Consider the following 18,799-nt stretch of genomic DNA (forward strand, 5'->3'; position numbering starts at 1 on the left):
GAAAGCATTCAACGATCAGACAGCAAATTAACGTATACGCGTCCCTTACGACCTGGATGCGTGAACTGAAGGAGTAGAAGAATGATTCATTCGACAAGCGAGCGGTTGCATGTGCCTAAGAATTTGTCGTGCCGTGCAATCCTGCTCTGCTTCAGTATTGTTGCTTTTCATGGTTTGAGCACAGCACAACTGTCCCGACTTCAGGGCGGGGAAGCTGCTGCACAAGAACAGTCGAAGCGCCCTAATGTCCAGCTTGCGGATCCAAAGCTGGAAGCCCGGGTGAATGAGCTTCTACAAAAGATGACCCTGGAGGAAAAGATTGGACAGCTTGTTCAGTATCATGCTGACGATCACGTTGCTCCGCCGCGATCTCCGGGGGCGGGCAAAGCAGCCAATGCAACTGCGAACCTCGCAGCCAATCCTGTGACCCACGTTAAAGTGGATGCTTTTCGACTTGCCGAAACTGGAATGCTCGGTTCGACGTTGAACACCATTGGAGCGGAGCGCACGAACAAACTTCAGCATGCGGCAGTCGAGAAGAGTCGACTCCACATTCCTCTACTCTTCGGGGCCGATGTCATTCACGGTTTTCGGACGGTATACCCCGTGCCGTTAGGGCTGGCAGCCAGCTTTGATCCTGATCTTGTTTCATCGCTTTCGCACATGGCCGCGGAAGAGGCCACGACCGCTGGAGTTCGTTGGTTCTATTCACCGATGGTAGACATCAGCCGCGATGCACGCTGGGGACGGTCAACGGAAGGAGCAGGAGAAGATCCCTACCTTGGCTCAGCGATGGCGAGAGCTTATGTGAAGGGCTATCAGGGGAATGACCTCTCGCAGCCAGGCAATGTTGCGGTGTCCGTAAAGCACTTTGCCGCCTACGGTGCAGCCGAGGCGGGCAGAGAATACAACACGACGGACATGTCGGAGATCACCCTGCGACAGGTTTATCTGCAACCCTACAAGGCTGCTGTTGAGGCCGGGGCCGCGACGCTGATGAGTGCGTTTAACTCCCTCAATGGAGTTCCATCCTCGGCGAATCCGTTTCTTCTTACAAAGATCCTTCGCGACGAGTGGAAGTTCGATGGCTTTGTAGTAAGCGACTTTACAGCGGTGATGGAGTTGACACATCACGGCATCGCTCTCGACGCGGCGTCGGCAACGAGCAAGGCACTCACCGCGGGTGTGGATGTCGATATGATGTCGCACTACTACGATACCGAACTCCCTGAACTGGTTCGGTCGGGCAAGGTTCCAATGGCAGTTGTGGATGAAGCCGTTCGTAGAGTCTTGCGAGTGAAGTTTGCCCTGGGTCTTTTCGAGCATCCGTATGCTGAGGGGACCGAGGTTACGGCTGCTGTTACGGAACATAGACCACTGGCGCGCAAAGCGGCGGAGGAATCGTTTGTTCTTCTGAAGAATGAAAAGCTGGCGAGCGGCACCCCTGTTCTTCCACTCCAGCCCAGCGTTAGGAGAATCGCTCTCATTGGCCCCCTGGCAGATAGTGCCTCCAATATGGGTGGTGCGTGGGGAGGGGCGGGACAACATAGCGACGTGATCACCGTTAAAGCTGCGTTGGAAGAGCGCTCTCAACGAGAAGGCCGTTCGCTCATCTATGCCAAGGGCACAGAGATCTCTGGTGATTCCGAAGCCGACATTGTGGCGGCCGTAGAAGCAGCCAAAGCGTCAGACGTCGCGATTCTCGCGCTGGGCGAATCCAATCAAATGAGCGGAGAAGCGGGGTCCCGCGCACACCTCGATCTGCCGGGCAAGCAACAGAAGCTTCTTGAAGCCGTAGCTGCCACCGGGAAGCCAATTGTTTTACTCGTATTCTCCGGTCGTCCCCTGGTCCTGGACTGGGCCGCCAGAAATGTGTCAGCAATTATGGCGGTCTGGTTTCCCGGCGTTGAAGCCGGTCCGGCAATCGCAGATGTCCTATATGGCGATGTGTCGCCCAGCGGCAAACTTCCCATGAGCTTTCCGCGTGCTGTGGGGCAGGAGCCGCTCTATTACAACCAGTTGCCGACCGGGCGGCCACCAATGGATGCCGATCTCTCAAACCCGCCAACATCGAACTCCCGCTTCATCTCCCGTTACATCGATGTCCCAAACGACGCGCTCTTCGCCTTCGGGCATGGTCTTTCCTACACCCAATTCGCTTACTCTGGGGTCCGGCTATCCAAGCCAGGTATCCAGCTTAAGCAGGTTACTGAAAATGGGACCTCACCGTTGATCATCGCTACGGCAACGATTTCGAACACTGGAAATCGGAGGGCAACGGAAGTGGTGCAGTGTTACGTCAGAAATCTAGGTGCGAGCATTGAACAGCCTGTAAGAAGTTTGAAGGGATTCCAGCGGGTGACTCTCAATCCCGGTGAATCGAGAGATGTGACCTTTAATCTGGGCTTTGATGAGCTCGCCTTCTACAACATTCACAGCAAAGCAGTGATGGAGCCAACGGAGTACACCGTCTGGATCGGCGGTAGCTCACTTGCAACGGAGAATGCTAAATTTACCGTTGCCCCTTAACTGTCTGTCTGCGTTCAGGTTTTGTATGGGACACATTCATGCGTCGAGGCCTTCGATGTGCACGGCGTTGGGAGTCAGTCGGCGAGCATTGAAGTGCCCTAGTGGCGCCGTGCTTGGGACCTGATCAGCGCGACGTTCTCACCAAGTCGTTCGGTGCATGAACAATTTGCACCAGAGCCCGAACAATTCCCCACACCAAAACCAGATGGAGGATCGATGAACGTCGGTATGAACCCTATGAAAGCACCAAAGGCTCTGGCTGCATTTCTCTTAGGTTTTGTTTCCATATCCGGTACTGCCATAGCAGACCAGAACTATTCGCAGCAGGTTTTCTTCGAGAACAGCACCTCGCCGGATTCGTACTATTACAGTTCCGGCAAGGTGTCCGCTCCAAGCATCGTGAAACTTGTCGATAACAAACTACCTATCGAGACCTCGCATTTCATCAGCGGCCCCAACGCGCTTGAATTGCAATGGCAATCGATGCCCAACGGTGGATGGACTGCCGAGATCGACCTCAACGACTGGCGCAATCGGAATGTGCACTTTACCGGAGATAGTCTCTTCTTTTGGATTTATGCAAAGGACGGAATACGCGCCGCTGATCTTCCCAAGATTGCTCTGCGCGGTTTTAACCGTGACTTTACAGGGCTGTTGCCAGTCATAGAATACGCAAGTCATGACTTTACGGGATCGTTGCCGATCGGAACATTCACGAATGATATCGAACCGGGCAAATGGATACGTGTGCAGATTCCTCTATCGCGCTTCACGAGCACATCTCTGCGGCCTTTCGATATACATCGAATTGCATCGATCATCTTTGCGCAGGGTGCGAGTGATGCAAAGTCCCACACACTCTATATAGATGACATCCGCATTGAAGACGCGCCGTCAGCCAGGCAACAAGCACCAGCGACACCGACAAATCTGGCGGCAAAGGGGTATGAGCGGCACGTCGATCTGACATGGGAAGCAGCGCAAGACCCAACTGTCGCGCAATATGTCATCTATCGCTCTATCCATGGCGAGCCATATCAGGCAATTGGGGTGCAGCGATATGGGGTCAACCGGTTTTCCGACTACATCGGAGACCCACACGCGACGGCATCCTACAAGATCTCTGCACGCACATCATCGCTGAATGAGTCTCCTCTGTCATCTGCTGTTACAGGAAGCACGCATCCCATGTCTGATGACGAATTACTGACGATGGTGGAGGAGGCGTCCTTCCGCTATTACTGGGAGGCCAATGAGCCTAACTCCGGCATGGCCCGGGAATCAACTCCAGGTGCCGACGATATCGTTGCCGTTGGTGCGAGCGGTTTCGGAATCATGTCGATGGTCGTAGCTTCCGATCGAGGATTTATTACGCGCCAACAAGCTGTGGACCGTCTTCTCCACATCACAAATTTCCTTGCCAAAGCAGATCGTTATCATGGAGTGTGGCCGCACTTTCTTAGCGGCAGCACCGGCCATACTGTCGCTGTCTTTGGCATATATGATGACGGGGCCGATCTTGTAGAGACGTCGTTTCTCATGCAAGGTCTTCTGACCGCGCGCCAATACTTCGATCGGGACAACAAGGACGAACACGAGCTTCGCGATAACATCACAGCGTTATGGAAAGGGGTGGAGTGGGATTGGTTCCGGGCAACACCAAACAAAGATGCTCTCTATTGGCACTGGTCGCCTAACTTCGCATTTCACATCGCCAACCGCTTGCAAGGTTGGAATGAAGTAATGATCACGTATATGCTCGCGATCGCCTCACCCACTCATCCTGTTCCACCAAGCCTCTATTACACAGGGTACGCTGGGGAGGGAGTTAAAGATCACCTGTATGGAGTACGAAATACCCATTACGGTATCACTCTTGACATGATCCACGCGCCGTCCTCGCCTGGGCCTCTTTTCTTCACTCATTATTCTTATTTGGGCTATGATCCCCGCGGATGGCGCGACAAGTACGCAAACTATTTCGTTAATAATCGCAATGAAGCACTTGTCAGTCAGGCATACAGCATTGCGAATCCTAATCACTTCAAAGGGCATGGCGCAGATACATGGGGCTTGACAGCCGTCGACGGTCCTAATGGATATCGGGAATACAAGCCCTTAGCCCCAAACGATGGGGTGACTGCTCCTCCCCGCGATAACCAGCATGTATATACCGCGACTGACGATGGCACCATCGCGCCCACCGGAGCAATCAGTTCCTTCGCTTACACACCGGAACAGTCGATGCTTGCCCTGAAGCATTATTATCGCGATCTGGGAACGCAAGTGTGGAGCATCTATGGATTTCGTGATGCGTTTAACCAGCAGGAGAATTGGTATTCGGAGATTACTATGGGCTTAAATCAAGCTCCAATGGCTGTCATGATTGAAAACGGCCGCACCGGACTTGTCTGGCGATATTTTATGTCCAACCCTGAGATCTCTCACATGCAGCAGGCTATCGGCCTGACGAAAGACGCGCACTGAAGGCAAGGGGTTGTGCTGTAGGAGGTCTCAGTTCACCAACGTTTGTGCGCCTCTTCGTCTCTGGCGCCGGCGACCTGGTTGGTGATTTCGGAAATCAGTTTCTGCTAGTGAATGCGAATCTGGGACCAGCGGGAGCGTTTTGGACATATGCTGCAGTTTGCATGACTGGGACTTTGTTCCTCTATTTGCGATTGCCGAAAACAAAAGAGAAGACCCTCTAGGAAATCGAGAGAAGCTTGAGAAACAAATGATTAATTGGAGTACGAGATGGGCAAGGCAAGACGGGAATTGATTCGACATTCGGCAAACGATCGGCGGGGACGGTTTTCGATGACTGGGCTGGCATTGTTGCTGTGTACCGGTGTAGTCGTAAGCGGCCAGCAGCCAAGCGTACTTTTAGACGGTAGCAGTAAAGGCAGAGTGTTCGACGGTCTTGGCGGCGTGAGCGCAGGAGCCTCTTCACGGTTGCTCATTGACTACCCAGAGCCACAGCGCAGCCAGATTCTGGATTATTTGTTCAAGCCGGGTTATGGTGCGGCCCTGCAGCATCTGAAGGTTGAAATAGGCGCAGATGTGAATTCAACAGATGGTTCTGAGCCGAGTCACATGCGCACAGCTTCGGATCACAACTCATCACGAGGTTACGAGTGGTGGCTAATGGCTGAGGCGCACAAACGGAATCCCCATGTCATCTTGGAAGTCCTTCCGTGGGGCGCGCCCAAGTGGGTTGGCTCCAATTCGGGCGGAAAGGAAACGCTCTATTCCTCCAAAATGGCTGATTATGTTGCGGACTTTATCCGCACCGCAAAGCGCGATTACTCCCTGGATATCGCCTATGCCGGCATTTGGAATGAGACCGCTTATGACGTGGCATATATCAAGGAACTACGCAGCAACTTCAAGGCTCACCATCTATCCACCCGAATCATCTGCTGCGATGGGAATCCCGGGGATCAATGGACGATCGCACCCGAGATTCTGAAAGACCCGGATCTGGCTACTGCCATTGATGTGATCGGTGTGCACTATCCATTCTGGTTTGGACCTACCACTACCGACGCGGCTCGCAGAACGAATAAGCCGCTTTGGTCAAGCGAAGATCAGCCGAATCGTGGAAGTGGACCGTTCGTTAGTCGCGACTGGCACGTTGGCGGACGCATCCTTGCTCATCTCTATAACAAGAACTACCTGGAGGGCTCTCTAACTGCCACGGAAATCTGGAGTCCGGTTACCTCTTACTATGACATTCTTGCTGCTCCTAACTCCGGGTTGATGTATGCGAATACTCCGTGGTCCGGACACTACGACGTTCAGGGGACAATCTGGGCCACAGCTCACACCACGCAGTTTGCGCAGCCTGGGTGGCAGTATCTCGACTCCTCATCAGGCAATCTCCCGGAAAAGGGAACCTATGTCGCCCTTCGTTCACCGGATGCGAAGGATTGGAGCGTGATTCTGGAGACGATCGATGCCAAACATCCGCAAACCGTCTCTTTCCGCCCCGCCGGCGGTCTTGCCGCGAATGAAGTGCATATCTGGGAAACAAACGACTCTCGGACCTTTGAACACGTCGCCGATGTGAAGCCGGTGAACGGCACGTTGACCTACACTTTTGATCCGGATTCGCTTTATTCGTTGACCACAACCACGGGACAAGGAAAAGGGTCAGTGAAGCCACCCGCTGCAAAGCCATTTCCTTTTCCATATGGGGATGATTTTGAAAAGACTCAGTTGGGGCACTCAGCGAAGTATCTGGCCGATCAAGATGGTGCGTTCGAGGTTCGTGATTGCAATGGCCGCTCCGGCCGCTGTTTGGAGCAAGTGATCACGGATAAGGCGATTCCGTGGGGCGCCTTGCCGGATCCAATCACTCTAGCCGGAGACGAGAATTGGACAGATTATCGTGTTGCTGCCGATGTGCGATTTCTTTCAGAGTCACCGGCCGTTGTCATCGGCCGGATCGATGCGTCGGCTGCGGACGACAAGACTAGACTGCCAGGCGGCTATGTACTGCGCGTGAAGCCTGATGGCATATGGGAAATTCTTTCGGTTGAGTATAAAAAGCCGGCAGTAACGCTCGCGTCCGGATCTATCGCGATAGACCGCAATCAGTGGCATCGGCTGGAGCTGAGCTTCAATGGAACTCAGATAGCAGCCGCGCTCGATGGGAAGTTACTTGCTACAGCTGAGAGTTCAGTCCATTCGCATGGGATGTTCGCATTGGGAACTGAGTGGGGTCACATTCAGTTCGACAACCTGCGCGTAACAGCGGTAGAGGCGCAAAGCGCAAACACTCTTACGCCTGCCGAAGTCCGCGACGGCTGGAAGCTACTGTTCGACGGCCACTCAACGAAAGGCTGGAGGGGCGCGTATATGCAGACATTTCCGTCAAAAGGCTGGGATGTATCGGACGGCGAATTGCGGGGCGTGCTGTCAGGTGGGATGGAAGCAGGCGACGCTGGCGATATTGTGACTCTCAATAAATACACATCCTTCGACCTCGTGTTCGACTGGAAACTCGGCCTCGGAGGGAATAGCGGAGTCAAATACTTTGTTGAAGAGCGACAGCCTAAACCCGCAGGATCACAGCCTGGTTATGAGTATCAGATTATTGATGATGCGAATTACATATACAGAGGAGAACATCTTCCTCCAAGATTGAAGACTGCGTCGATTTATGACGTAGTTCCGGCGAACCTAAAGGGTGACACACAGATGGGTGTGTGGCATCACTCGCGCGTCCTCGTGCGTGGCGACCACATTCAACATTGGCTCGATGGCATCGAGGTTCTCGACGTGGATCGGAAGTTTGCGCGTTTCAAGCAGGGCGTAGCGGAAAGCAAATTCAACGGCTATCCGGGTTTCGCGAGTATTCCCAGCGGGTACATTCTCCTGCAGGACCACGGCCACAACGTTGCATTCAAGAACATCAAGATCAAAGAGTTGCCATAAGAAGTAATCAGGATTGGAGTAAACCATGAACCGCAGAGAATTTGTTTCTGGTGCTGCCTGCACTCTTTCCGCCTTGGGCATGCCAACAATTGTTCCAGCCAGTGTATTTGGGGCCAATGCACCCAGTAACCGTCTCAACGTAGGATTTATCGGTACCGGACGCCAGGCGTTCGGCAGTAACCTTCCCCAGATGATGAGGGTTCCCGGGGTACAGGCCGTAGTTGTTTGCGACGTCGATCGTTGGCGAATGACCGAGGCCCAGGCATTCGTGAATTCTTTCTATGCGCAGAGGGATGGATTGTCCGCATACAACGGCTGTGCAACGAAATCCGACTTTAGAGAAGTGATTGGCAATCCGGATATCGATGTGTTGATGGTCTCCACACCCGACCATTGGCATGTTCCCATGGGCATTGCCGCGGCTAAAGCCAAAAAGCACTTTGCCATGGAAAAGCCCATCAGCATCAGCGTGCAGCAGGGGCGCATGCTTGCAGATGCAGTAAAGCAATGCGGTGTAACGGCCCGGACCGACAGCGAATTTCGTTCGCTCCGTCCTCAGAATCATGCGGTCGAGTTGGTCCGCAATGGACACGTCGGAAAACTGGAACGGATCGAGATTGTGTTCCCGTCGGATCCGACCCCGGTTGGTGTACAGCCGGATATGCCGATTCCTCCGGAACTGGACTACGACATGTGGCTCGGTCCCACCCCAAAGGTGCCTTACACCGAAAAACGTGTGCACGATGTGAAGCAGCATAAACTGCGGCCCAACTGGATGAGAGTCGATACTTATGCCCAGGGCATGATCGCCAACTGGGGTCCTCACTATTTCGACGCGGCGCAGTGGGCAAACAATTCCGAACATACGGGACCGGTTGAAGTCGAAGGGCACGGTGAGTTCCCCGTGAGCCTTTGGAACACTATGATTAATTTTAAGATCCAATATCGGTATGCGAATGGCGTAACGATGAGCTGCGAGCAGACTCCGACTAGCAAGCCTAGCATCACTTACTTCGGGAGCGACGCCTGGATTAAGGTCGATGGCTATCCGGGCACGATGACCAGCAGCAAGCCAGAACTGCTGACCCACGAGCCCGAGCCTGGCGAACTGGATTTCTCGAAGACTCTCTGGGATAAGAATGACCTGATCGCAGCAATTCGCGAGGGCCGTTCACCACTGGAGCCGATAGAAGTAGGGCACCGCGCTCTTTCTATCGGGCAAATAGGTCTTATTGCTTGCCGGGTCGGCGGAACATTGCATTGGAATCCGGAAAAGGAAGCATTCGAGGACAATAATTACGCTGACGCTTTGCTCGCCGCGCCATTAAGTCGGCCCGAGTGGGCGCTCGTGTGATCAATGCCTAATTCGTATTTGAGTAGCGAAACGCCATTCCCCCCAACGGCCGGAACCCGCCCCCAAAGACAGCATCGGTCACTGCTACTGCAAAGGATACGGTTGACGGTTGGGTAGTTCAAGGCATTCAAGGAAGTGGGCTACCACCTAACCGTAAGCCTGGAGACGCACTGGCGCGGCGGAAGCTCACCGGAAGATTCAACGCGCCAGAGCTAGGCCCGCATAAGGTCTGCACTGCAGGTCGCCGGCACCCTGGCATTAGCCCCTGCGCAGCCGATCGCGAGAAGTGTTCGATTGAGGCGTACAGGAATTTTTAAGTGAAGACAGAAGGAGAATATGAACAAGGCAATTCAACGTCGTCAGTTTATGAAGACCGTTGGTGTGGGAGTGCTGGCCGGAGCAAGCATGGGTATTGTCGCGCCGCCCGCCGAAGCCGCATCTGCTGAAGATGGTATGGAACCATCGAAAATGCCGCGATTGCTACTTGGGTGTTGTGCTTACTCGTATCGGCAGGAGTTAACCCACGGCGCAATGACGATGGAAGACTTCATCGGCAAGGCGGTGGAATTGCGGCTCGACGCTGTCGACATGACCGTGTATTACTTGAAATCCACCGATCCTGAATATCTCGAGAGCCTACGCTATTTGGCTTACAAGAACGCCGTGGTTTTTTCCGGAACGGCATGCGGTTCGAGCCTCGTGCAAGCTGATGCAACAAAGCGCGTGGGAGTGCTGGCCGATATCAAGAAATGGATCGACGTAACCGATCGGCTAGGTGCCTCCCACCTGCGCATATTTGCCGGCAAGTTACCGGAAGGCGCATCCATGCAAGAGGCCACCACCTGGACTGTGGAAGGAATGAAAGCTGCTTGCGACTATGCCGCGCCCAAAGGTATTGTGCTTGGTCTTGAAGACCATTCCGGAGTTTCGCAGAGCGCAGATGTTTGTCTGGAGATCATCCACCGCGTCGATTCTCCATACGCACGCATCAATCTCGATATCACCCATTTCATACCTTCCGCGACGCAGGACCCGTATGCGCAGATCGCAGCCTGCATCCCCTATGCCACCGTTTCGCATATCCGTGACCGGTTCGATGACGGTACTCCGATTGATATGGGTCGGGTATGGAAAATGTATGCGCAAGCCAGTTATAGAGGCTACATGTCGATCGAATATGAGGGCAATGCGCGCATTGGTGAAGAACCGGCAGCTACAGGTTTACCGAAGCTGGTTGCGAAGGTTCGCGAACTCTGCCAAAAATACTCGTCGATATAGCGACACCGGTTCCGGGCCGACGCCAATCCTGACGGCCCGGAAGCTATCCGGTCGAGGCGAGCCCTTCAAGAAGCATTACACAAGTCGAATGGCGGTATTGCTGGTGCATGAATCGTAAATTCCTTTGACAAGCTGAAGCGCACGATAACCATCTTCACCGGAACACCGTACTCGTCAGGCCAACCCACGTTGTGTAGGTTTGCACTAGAGCTGAGGATGAGGTATGAGCGAAGCGGGTGTATTGAATGGGGTACATCGTCGCAGTCGAGAGGAAGCGATGTTGTTGGGTAACCCTTCGGGCAAGGCCATGGTTGACGGATCGTCGAGGGGTGTAGGCAGGCTACTTTGCCATATTGTCGGCGTAGGCCGCGGGCGTGAGTCCGGCTAACTCGCGGATGGAGCGATCGGCTAGGCCGGGCAGTACATCGGCCAGATATTTGCGAATGGGCACGTCCAGTTTGCGGCAGCTTTCAACGGCCGAGAAGATGGCGGCGATCTTGGCCCAGCCTCTTTGCTTCCCAGGTGCAGCCTATTTTTCCTTGCCGATGGCAATTGGGCGCCCGGCCAGCAGATGTTCCACCGCGAACGTGTCTCGGAGCTGATGGCTATGGAACTGGAGGGGCCTGCCTTCATAGTCCTCCATGGTGAGGTACTTGTTAAGCCTGCCTAGCTTTCGCTGCCATTGGCCGGTCAGCGACTTTATCTCCGACTTCCCAGACCAGAAGAAGTACCGAGGATCAACGGTTAGTCGCGCCGGAAGTACGTGGAGAGCAGTCACGACGTGATCGGGAAGTGATCACCGTCAGCTTTGTACCATTCTTCACCGTTCTGAGGCTGAACCTATTGCCAATGATGCGATCCTTCGCGACCATCAGCGCGTCGCTGATTCGCAATCCTGACCATCGCATAAGCTCTATCATACTTGGCGCACTTGCAACGACGCCATTGTGGTTCGCCAGCCTTAGAGCAGGCGGACGAGTGACGGGTATAGACACTGACAGTATGGGTCTGTGGACGAAGCCGCCGAAGATCAAGATCGGGCATAGAGAACCTTGGGCAGAAAAGTTGCTTTCAAATTGCTTGCAGTTCCTGAATTATATCCAGTAAGTTGTTGAAAGTATGGTGGCCAGAGACGGGATCGGTCTCCCGCTCGGCTAATAGAATCTGTAAGTTAGAGATTCTATTAGGTGCAGAAAAGGCCAAAAGTGCCAGAATGCCGAAACGCTCTTGCAAATCTCTTGCAAATTTTGGGGTATCGGAAGGTCCGGGACCAGCCCTCGGAGCGATGCCTCTCCCTAACGGGTTAGCTAAGTGCTTACATTTCTCGCTCATTGAGTGCTAAGGCGATCTGGCACTCGTCGAGCTCGTCCAAATCCAAACTTCCGTATTGCCGACAGACCTCCCAGAACCCTGTCAATGAGTGACTCGTCCTGAAAGTCGTCGACGATCATTTCCGTCCCCTGACCTCTGCAACCAGAGATTCCAAAACCGATTCCAGCCGTGTGGTGCCCTTTCGGCTCTTTGCCGCGCCGAATTCAAAGTCGATCCATCCCTCGTTGAAGCTGTCGATCATCCGCATACGAGGCATTGGGTTTTTCATGCCCTGCGAGCGGAACAGCGATTCCCAGGTGTCGCGAGGAACGGATTCTGCCCGGACAGCCTGGCCAAGGGCGAGACTGAATCTCGCTGCGATGTCGTTTGCCGAATAGCGCTGCGGACCCTCCAATTCCACAATGCGAACGCCCGACCATGTTTCGTTCAGGAGCTCTGCGGTCACCTGTGCAATATCTGCCGTAGCCACCATCGGAATGGCATGGTCGAGGGGCTGGAGGCCGCCGCGGCCTGCTTGGTCTGCGGAAAGCCCGGCTCAGGGTCAAAGTTGGGCGGAGTCATCAGAAACACGCCATCGGTATCGTCAAAAGCCCTGGCCAGCGCGACATGATCTTCTAGGGTCGCCGTTGCCACGTCACAACCCAGAGGAGCCCAATGCCGGCCTTTTTCTTCGCTCCGTACAACCGCACGAATCTTGTGACCTTGGGCAATAAGATGCCGGACGACAGCTCCGCCCACTTTTGCGGTTATGCCAGTAATTGCAAACATGTATTCCTCCAAAGGCAGGCGTTGCCAGCCTGAAAGTCAGATGTGAATTGTTGTTACGGGTTGGGGACTCAAACGAGCTTGGCGGGATGGAGAAGATCCGCAAAGCCGAGGCGGCGCACAAATTTGGCACGGATGCGATCCAGCACAGTCGTCACAACCTCTGATCCATCCTGGCAGGATCGACAGTGACACGAAACGGCCGCTTACCGAAAGGGGCGTTCACGATGTTCACGATGGCGCCTGCGACGGCGGAGACATCGGCATCCGGTGGCACTGTACCCGTGAGAGCTTTGAGCGCCTGCTCCTCAAATCCGCCATAGGGACCATCCTGATACTCAAGCATGCGCACCTTGTCGTCAGGGGTGCCAGAGTGAGCAAAGTGGTTCGTGCCGGTGGTAAATGCGCCAGGGATCACGATTGAGGTCTCGACACCTCCTTTCGCGATCGGCGAGAGCGGCATGATTCCTGCGTTGTTGACGACTACATCCACGCGGCCGAATGATTCGATCGTCTTCCTGAACAGCTGTTCGACCTCTTCCGGCTGGCTCACGTCTGATTTGCAATGCTCTGTCTGGGGCGGAGCTTAGGATGCGACGGACGTAACGCAACTAAAGCGCTCACGATCTCACAAAGATCTGCGTGCCTGTCGCGATCGCACAAGCGAGCATGAAGAATTTATGGAACGCGAACACGCGGAATATCTAGCTCAGGCCAGACGCCGAATTCATGGTCCTCAACGACGTGAGCCCGCCTCCCCCCACTGCAGAGGCCTGAGCGATTTATCGCCGCAATGCTCACGTTCGTCGGATCGGCGTACCAGCTGGTCGCACAGTCTCGCTGACTATGTTCCCGCATATCCCCGTGATTGGAGCGGCAATTTGTGGACCGCTCTAGGCTTTTCGCAGGCCAGAAACCAATCCCCGCAGTCGATCCGGGGCCCCAGCAAGTGTTCTTTGCTTGCTGGGGTGGAAGCTCCTTCAGCCGCTTCGCCTGGTCCGTCTGCAGACCGCCATACTCTTTACGCAAGGTACTACGTCTGCTCGGTGATCGCTGCTTCCTTGCAGGCCCGCACTGTTGTCTTCCCGTTCGCGATCCGGAAGCTCGTCGTCACAAGCTCGGAGGCGGCTGCACGATTCGGTTACGGGGCGTCAGGTTCAGGGCCGGTTACGCCCAACGTGATCTCGAAGCGGAACGATTCCTGAGGTTCGAGCGCAATCGCGGATCCATCCCGTTGGGCTCGAGCGAGAGTGTTGTGAGGCGACGAGGTAGGTTCAAGCGCGACCGCGTATTGCAGGTGCTCCCGCTCTCCTTCGGGCCAGCCGCCGTAGCACAACCATATCCCGAGGTAGGGAAGCGCCTGTGTGTCGAAGTGGACCTCGAGCGACTGCCGGGACGCCGCTCGGTAGATGCGGCATCTGCCCTCGGTGAGCCGCCTGGTGTACAGCATCTCTGCGGTACCGTCATGTTCGCCGCCGGCGCGGTCCAGGCGGATTCCCTGTTGGGTTACTGGCCACGACACCATGTCTCCCGGTTGCCCCAGCCGGTCGGCGCGGGAGTAATCGAGCCGAAGCGAATCGACCTCGGCAGGCAGGAAGATCTCATCGCCCGGCGCGACGGCAAACAGGGGATGGCAGGCGTAGAGAAAGGATTGCGGTGTTTCGGCGACATTCTGAATGGAGTATGCCAAGCGCAGTTGGCTGCCGTTGACGCTGACGGACTTCTCAAAGCGCAGCGGACGGCTGAAACCGATCGCCGCCTCGGTCAGTGCCTGCTTGTTGGAGCGGAGCACCGTCCATCCCAGTTGCCAGAAGTCCCCGTGGTCCGGCGCCGATCCCCCGCTCGTCTCTGGACCGGACGGCCCAACCGTCGGGAGGCACTCTTCAATCCCGGCGCACGGCCCGTTTCGAAACGAGGCATCCGGGTTCTCATGGATACGAGAGGCCTCGTGTCGAGATTGCGTCAGGAACTCGACGCCGGACGAAAGGCTCTTGATGGAGGCGATACGTCCGCCCTCGCTGGGCACGATCTCTGCCGCCAGCTCAGACGAGGTCAAGCGGTAGCGATTGTTAGAAGACATAGTGCAACCGAGCCCTGCAAAGAGCCTCTTTCATGAAATCTGTGTGTGAACAAACATAGGAGACGGTAACGAATGGTGGCCAATGAGTCAAGAGAGTACCCAGTCCGGTAACGTACACATCAACCCGGGCCGGCCAACCCGCAGAGGCGTTGTGGGCTGACCGTTCCTCCTGTAGCCTTTAGCGCATGTCAGAAACGCGCCAGGGCCGCGCGTGGGGGCGGCGTGGAGTGGAAGACGAGGGTGCGGAAGCCGCTTGTTTGTGGAAGGTTCGCGGCCCAGCGCGGCTCCATTTACCGAGGACAGCTCGCGGAAACTGCCCTTCGAATCAGGTGCGCGAAAAACCCTTGACAAGCGTGCATTGAAACCCATAATGTTCGCCGGTAACGTACACATAAACGCTGAGCCTCCTGAAACGATCGATGCTGACCCCTTGGTCACGGTCGTCATGCAAAGGCAAAACGCGGTAAGGAAGAGAGGCAACAACAGATGGCAGCTCAATTTTTGAGGAAGGTGTCGCAAGTCGGATTCCTTGGCCTTCTCTGCCTGCTGACGATCGGGCTTGTCACGGAGCAGGCTCGCGCACAGCAGGACCAGGGTGGCATTACCGGTTTCGTTAAGGACCCTACCGGGGCGATGGTCCCTGGGGCCGACGTGACCGTCACCAATCTGGACACGGGCCTCGTGCTCCACGCGAAATCGAGCTCGGGCGGGGCGTACACGGTTGCGCCGGTCAAAATCGGAAACTATACGGTATCCGCCCATGCACCTGGATTTGGTGTCACAACGGAGACGGGTGTCCACGTCGATATTCAGCAACGCGCGGAGGTCACGCTGACGCTCAAAGTCGGAGGGGTCAGTGAAACGGTGTCGGTCGATACCCAGGCGCCCCTTCTTCAGTCGCAGGACGCATCCGTCCAGCAGGTTATTACGGCGCACGACATCGACACAACGCCGCTCAATGGACGCAACTTTGTCTATATCGCGCAATTGACGGCCGGCATCGCTCCCCCGGGGGGCAATACCACGCGCGGCTCCGGCACGGGCGACTTCGTGGCAAACGGCCAGCGCACCGCCCAAAACGACTTCATCCTCGATGGTGTGGACAACAATACGAATCTGGTCGACTTCCTCAACGGATCGAGCTATGTGATGCGCCCACCTCCCGATGCGCTGGCGGAGTTTGCGATCCAGACCAGCAGCTTCAGTGCAGAGTTTGGACACTCTGCAGGCGCCGTCGTCAACGCCAGCATCAAGTCCGGCACAAACAAGATTCACGGTGACGTGTGGGAGTACTTCCGCAATACGAAGCTGGACGCCAAGGATTGGGATGTGCCGACGATCCCGGTCTATCACGAGAACCAGTTTGGAGCGACCGTTGGTCTCCCCATCCTGCACGACAAGCTGTTTTACTTCGGAGACATTGAGGCGAACCGGATATCGTTCGGTAAGACCTATCTCGAAAGCGTGCCTACGGTGAAGGAGCGGAATGGTGACTTCACGGAGCTGCTGGACGGCACAATCAACGGGAAGGGGGGGCCTGTTCAGCTGTATGCGGCGAACTCGGGCGGCGCAGCGACCATGAGCTGCAATGGCGTCAACAATGTCATCTGCCCCTCGCAGATCAACAAGGTCGCCCAAAACATTCTGAAGATGTATCCGATGCCCAATACGAACGGGGCTACTCTCTACAACAATTTCATCATCAATGCACCGACCCATCAGAATACGATTCAGTGGGACCAGCGTCTGGATTGGAACATCAGCCCGAAGGACCAGGCGTATTTTCGTTATAGCTACCTGCACGGAACCACGCTGAACACTCCCCCGCTGGGTCCAATCCTCGACGGCACTCCGTACGGGGGAACCAACGATACCAACTTGGCCGAGAATGGCATGCTGAGCGAGACGCACTTTTTCTCTCCGACGCTGTCCAATGAGTTTCGTTTTGGGTACAACTGGGGCAGCTTTGCGTTCCTGCAGCCGAACGCAAATGTGAACCTCGCTCCCACGCTGGGCCTGGGCGGCATTCCGTTTTCCCGCAACGAGGGCGGCCTTCCGCTCGGTGTCGTCTATGGACTGAGCAACTGGGGTTCGCAGGGCACATCCAACGAGTCGCAGAACGTCTACCAGATTCTCGATAACGTGGCGAAGACGATTGGCCAGCACTCCATTCGCGCCGGCGTCACATTCCAGGCGATCCGTTTCTTCTATCGGTACGCTTCGTCCTCGCTTGGCAACTACTACTTCACCGGTGCGCTGACGAGCGCTCCGGCTGTGAATGCTCCCACGGGTTCCGGCATCGCCGACTTCCTGCTGGACCAGATGGATACCTCGGCACTCTCCACGGCCCCGAACGTCAACGACGCACTCTGGTATCGCGCGGGGTACGTGCAGGACGATTGGAAGGTGACCGATCGTCTCACCGTCAACGTGGGCCTGCGCTACGACTACTACCAGCCCTACAAAGAGAACTCGGGGAGCCAGATGAACTTTATTCCCTCGACCCTTGGCATTGGGACTGGCTCTGGAACGTTGCTTCTTCCGTCGCGGATCCAGAACAGCGTCGTGCTGGGCTCGAAGTTTACGAATCTTCTCCTGAAGGACAACATCAATGTCGCGTACACCGGCAACGACCGGCTGACGAACGCCCAGAGTACCGACTTTGCCCCCCGTATCGGCATCTCCTACCGCGTCACTCCTAAGATGGTGGCTCGTGCCGGCTTCGGCATCTTCTACGGTGGTCTGGAGAGCCAGGGCGGCAACAACCTTGGGGACAACTTCCCGTTCCGCGGTCAGGTCAACGTGGTCCGACCGAGTTGCAACCTGGGCAACTGCCCCTCGAGCGGCATTACGCTCGAGTCCGGAGAGTCCGCGGCTCTCGCGGCCGGGCTTCTGAACTCAGTAAGCCTGCCAGGTCTGCATGCAACGGACTTCAACATCCAGACTCCATACACCGAGAACTACAACGTCTCACTCCAGTATGAGATTCAGCCCTCGCTGGCTGCGACGATCAGCTACGTGGGCAACGAATCCCGGCACCTGAGCACGTACTTTGATCCCCAGACGCTGCGGGCGCTCTTCCCGAATGGCACGGCGGGCCAGCCGCTCCAGCCCTTCCCGGATCTGGGCGGCATCGGCACCGTTCACTACGGAGGTCTCAGTACCTACAACTCGCTGCAGGCGAAGATGGAGAAGCGTTACTCGCACGGCCTGAGCTTTCTGGCGACCTATACCTGGGCGCACGCGCTCGACGATACGAGCTCCGCGGGTGGGCTCTCCAGCGGCACGGGCTATCGCAATCCGGTCCTCATCCCGCTCAGAATGGAGCTCACCAACTCAACCTATGATGTGCGGAACCGGTTCACCATCAACGGCAACTACGAACTTCCCTTCGGGAAGGGCCGCGCCTTCCTCAACCACGGCGGTTGGCTGGACGAAGTGGTGGGCGGTTGGTCGGCAAGTGCGACGTGGGTGGCCCAGACCGGTGAGCCCTTCTCGGTGGGCTCCAATACTCCGGGGCCAACCGGTGGCGGCGCGCGCGGTCTCAAGGGAGGCGATCCGTTTGCGCCTGGTGTCGCGGACCCGGGCTCGATCTCCAAAGCCCAGTTGCCCACCTGCAGTCTGCCGACCCGCACCAAACAGCACTGGTTCAACAACTGCCAGTTCATCAACCCGACGCCTGGAACGGCGTTGAATATACCCAGCCCCATCACGGATACGGCGACCGCGTTGCGGTTTCTCGGCGGTCGGGCCAATCTCGTCTACGGGCCAGGCTACCAGCGGACGAACATGTCGCTGTTCAAGAACTTTATCACGTTGCGCGAACAGTATCTGCAGTTCCGCGCGGACGCATTCAATCTCTTCAACAACCCGTCGCTCGGGAACCCGAACGGCACCAGCGTAGGAGGCGGTGCAACCAGCATCCAGGGGACACGTTTCATGCAGAACTTGACCCCGGATGCGCGGTTCTTCCAGATCTCTGCGAAGTACGTGTTCTAACCCCAACCGGGCGCATGGCACTC

At 55.9% G+C, this 18,799-nt stretch carries 9 protein-coding genes and 1 pseudogene; 6 read left to right on the forward strand and 4 right to left on the reverse strand.

What is annotated here, in order from left to right; genetic code table 11:
- The first annotated feature begins 81 nt into the window (after positions 1 to 81).
- From bglX to OHL16_RS12125, 5 genes are all read left to right on the forward strand, one after another.
- Complete coding sequence (gene bglX, locus OHL16_RS12105; protein ID WP_263367379.1) at positions 82 to 2,529, forward strand: beta-glucosidase BglX; 2,448 nt, start codon at positions 82 to 84, stop codon at positions 2,527 to 2,529.
- A gap of 216 nt (positions 2,530 to 2,745) precedes the next feature.
- Positions 2,746 to 5,016 (forward strand): glucoamylase family protein, encoded by a 2,271-nt coding sequence (locus OHL16_RS12110; protein WP_263367380.1) that lies wholly within the window; start codon positions 2,746 to 2,748, stop codon positions 5,014 to 5,016.
- Between the two features lie 267 nt (positions 5,017 to 5,283).
- The gene (locus tag OHL16_RS12115) at positions 5,284 to 7,968 is read left to right on the forward strand and encodes a family 16 glycoside hydrolase (RefSeq protein ID WP_263367381.1); all 2,685 of its coding nucleotides are present in this window, start codon (positions 5,284 to 5,286) and stop codon (positions 7,966 to 7,968) included.
- Positions 7,969 to 7,993: 25 nt separating this feature from the next.
- Positions 7,994 to 9,322, forward strand: a complete 1,329-nt coding sequence (locus tag OHL16_RS12120; protein WP_263367382.1) for a Gfo/Idh/MocA family protein — start codon at positions 7,994 to 7,996, stop codon at positions 9,320 to 9,322.
- 336 nt (positions 9,323 to 9,658) lie between these two features.
- Positions 9,659 to 10,600: a sugar phosphate isomerase/epimerase family protein gene (locus tag OHL16_RS12125; RefSeq protein ID WP_263367383.1), complete on the forward strand. Its 942-nt coding sequence runs from the start codon at positions 9,659 to 9,661 to the stop codon at positions 10,598 to 10,600.
- Positions 10,601 to 12,047: 1,447 nt separating this feature from the next.
- Here OHL16_RS12125 and OHL16_RS12130 read toward each other — a convergent pair.
- The 4 genes and pseudogenes from OHL16_RS12130 to OHL16_RS12145 form a co-directional block, all read right to left on the reverse strand.
- Entirely contained in the window at positions 12,048 to 12,377 is a 330-nt protein-coding gene (locus OHL16_RS12130) for a Rossmann-fold NAD(P)-binding domain-containing protein (protein ID WP_263367384.1), read from the reverse strand.
- Positions 12,374 to 12,700: an SDR family oxidoreductase gene (locus OHL16_RS12135; RefSeq protein ID WP_263367385.1), complete on the reverse strand. Its 327-nt coding sequence runs from the start codon at positions 12,698 to 12,700 to the stop codon at positions 12,374 to 12,376. Before OHL16_RS12135 ends, OHL16_RS12130 begins: the two co-directional genes overlap by 4 nt.
- Positions 12,701 to 12,851: 151 nt before the next feature.
- A pseudogene (locus OHL16_RS12140) lies at positions 12,852 to 13,253 on the reverse strand (SDR family NAD(P)-dependent oxidoreductase); the annotation flags it as partial.
- Between the two features lie 585 nt (positions 13,254 to 13,838).
- Positions 13,839 to 14,777, reverse strand: coding sequence for an aldose 1-epimerase family protein (locus OHL16_RS12145; protein WP_263367387.1), 939 nt, complete (start codon positions 14,775 to 14,777; stop codon positions 13,839 to 13,841).
- A 486-nt stretch (positions 14,778 to 15,263) separates the two neighbouring features.
- Between OHL16_RS12145 and OHL16_RS12150 the strand changes: the two genes are divergently transcribed.
- Positions 15,264 to 18,776 carry a TonB-dependent receptor gene (locus OHL16_RS12150; protein WP_263367388.1) on the forward strand — a complete coding sequence of 1,171 codons (3,513 nt, stop codon included), beginning with the start codon at positions 15,264 to 15,266 and terminating at the stop codon, positions 18,774 to 18,776.
- Positions 18,777 to 18,799 lie beyond the last annotated feature (23 nt).

Origin of the sequence: Edaphobacter bradus, from assembly GCF_025685645.1 — a bacterium.
GTDB lineage: Bacteria > Acidobacteriota > Terriglobia > Terriglobales > Acidobacteriaceae > Edaphobacter > Edaphobacter bradus.

Bases quoted from the DNA above. Each gene is read 5' to 3' on its own strand.
- bglX (WP_263367379.1), top strand. From the start codon at position 82: ATGATTCATTCGACAAGCGAGCGGTTGCATGTGCCTAAGAATTTGTCG.
- OHL16_RS12110 (WP_263367380.1), top strand. From the start codon at position 2,746: ATGAACGTCGGTATGAACCCTATGAAAGCACCAAAGGCTCTGGCTGCA.
- OHL16_RS12115 (WP_263367381.1), top strand. From the start codon at position 5,284: ATGGGCAAGGCAAGACGGGAATTGATTCGACATTCGGCAAACGATCGG.
- OHL16_RS12120 (WP_263367382.1), top strand. From the start codon at position 7,994: ATGAACCGCAGAGAATTTGTTTCTGGTGCTGCCTGCACTCTTTCCGCC.
- OHL16_RS12125 (WP_263367383.1), top strand. From the start codon at position 9,659: ATGAACAAGGCAATTCAACGTCGTCAGTTTATGAAGACCGTTGGTGTG.
- OHL16_RS12135 (WP_263367385.1), bottom strand. From the start codon at position 12,700: ATGTTTGCAATTACTGGCATAACCGCAAAAGTGGGCGGAGCTGTCGTC.
- OHL16_RS12145 (WP_263367387.1), bottom strand. From the start codon at position 14,777: ATGTCTTCTAACAATCGCTACCGCTTGACCTCGTCTGAGCTGGCGGCA.
- OHL16_RS12150 (WP_263367388.1), top strand. From the start codon at position 15,264: ATGGCAGCTCAATTTTTGAGGAAGGTGTCGCAAGTCGGATTCCTTGGC.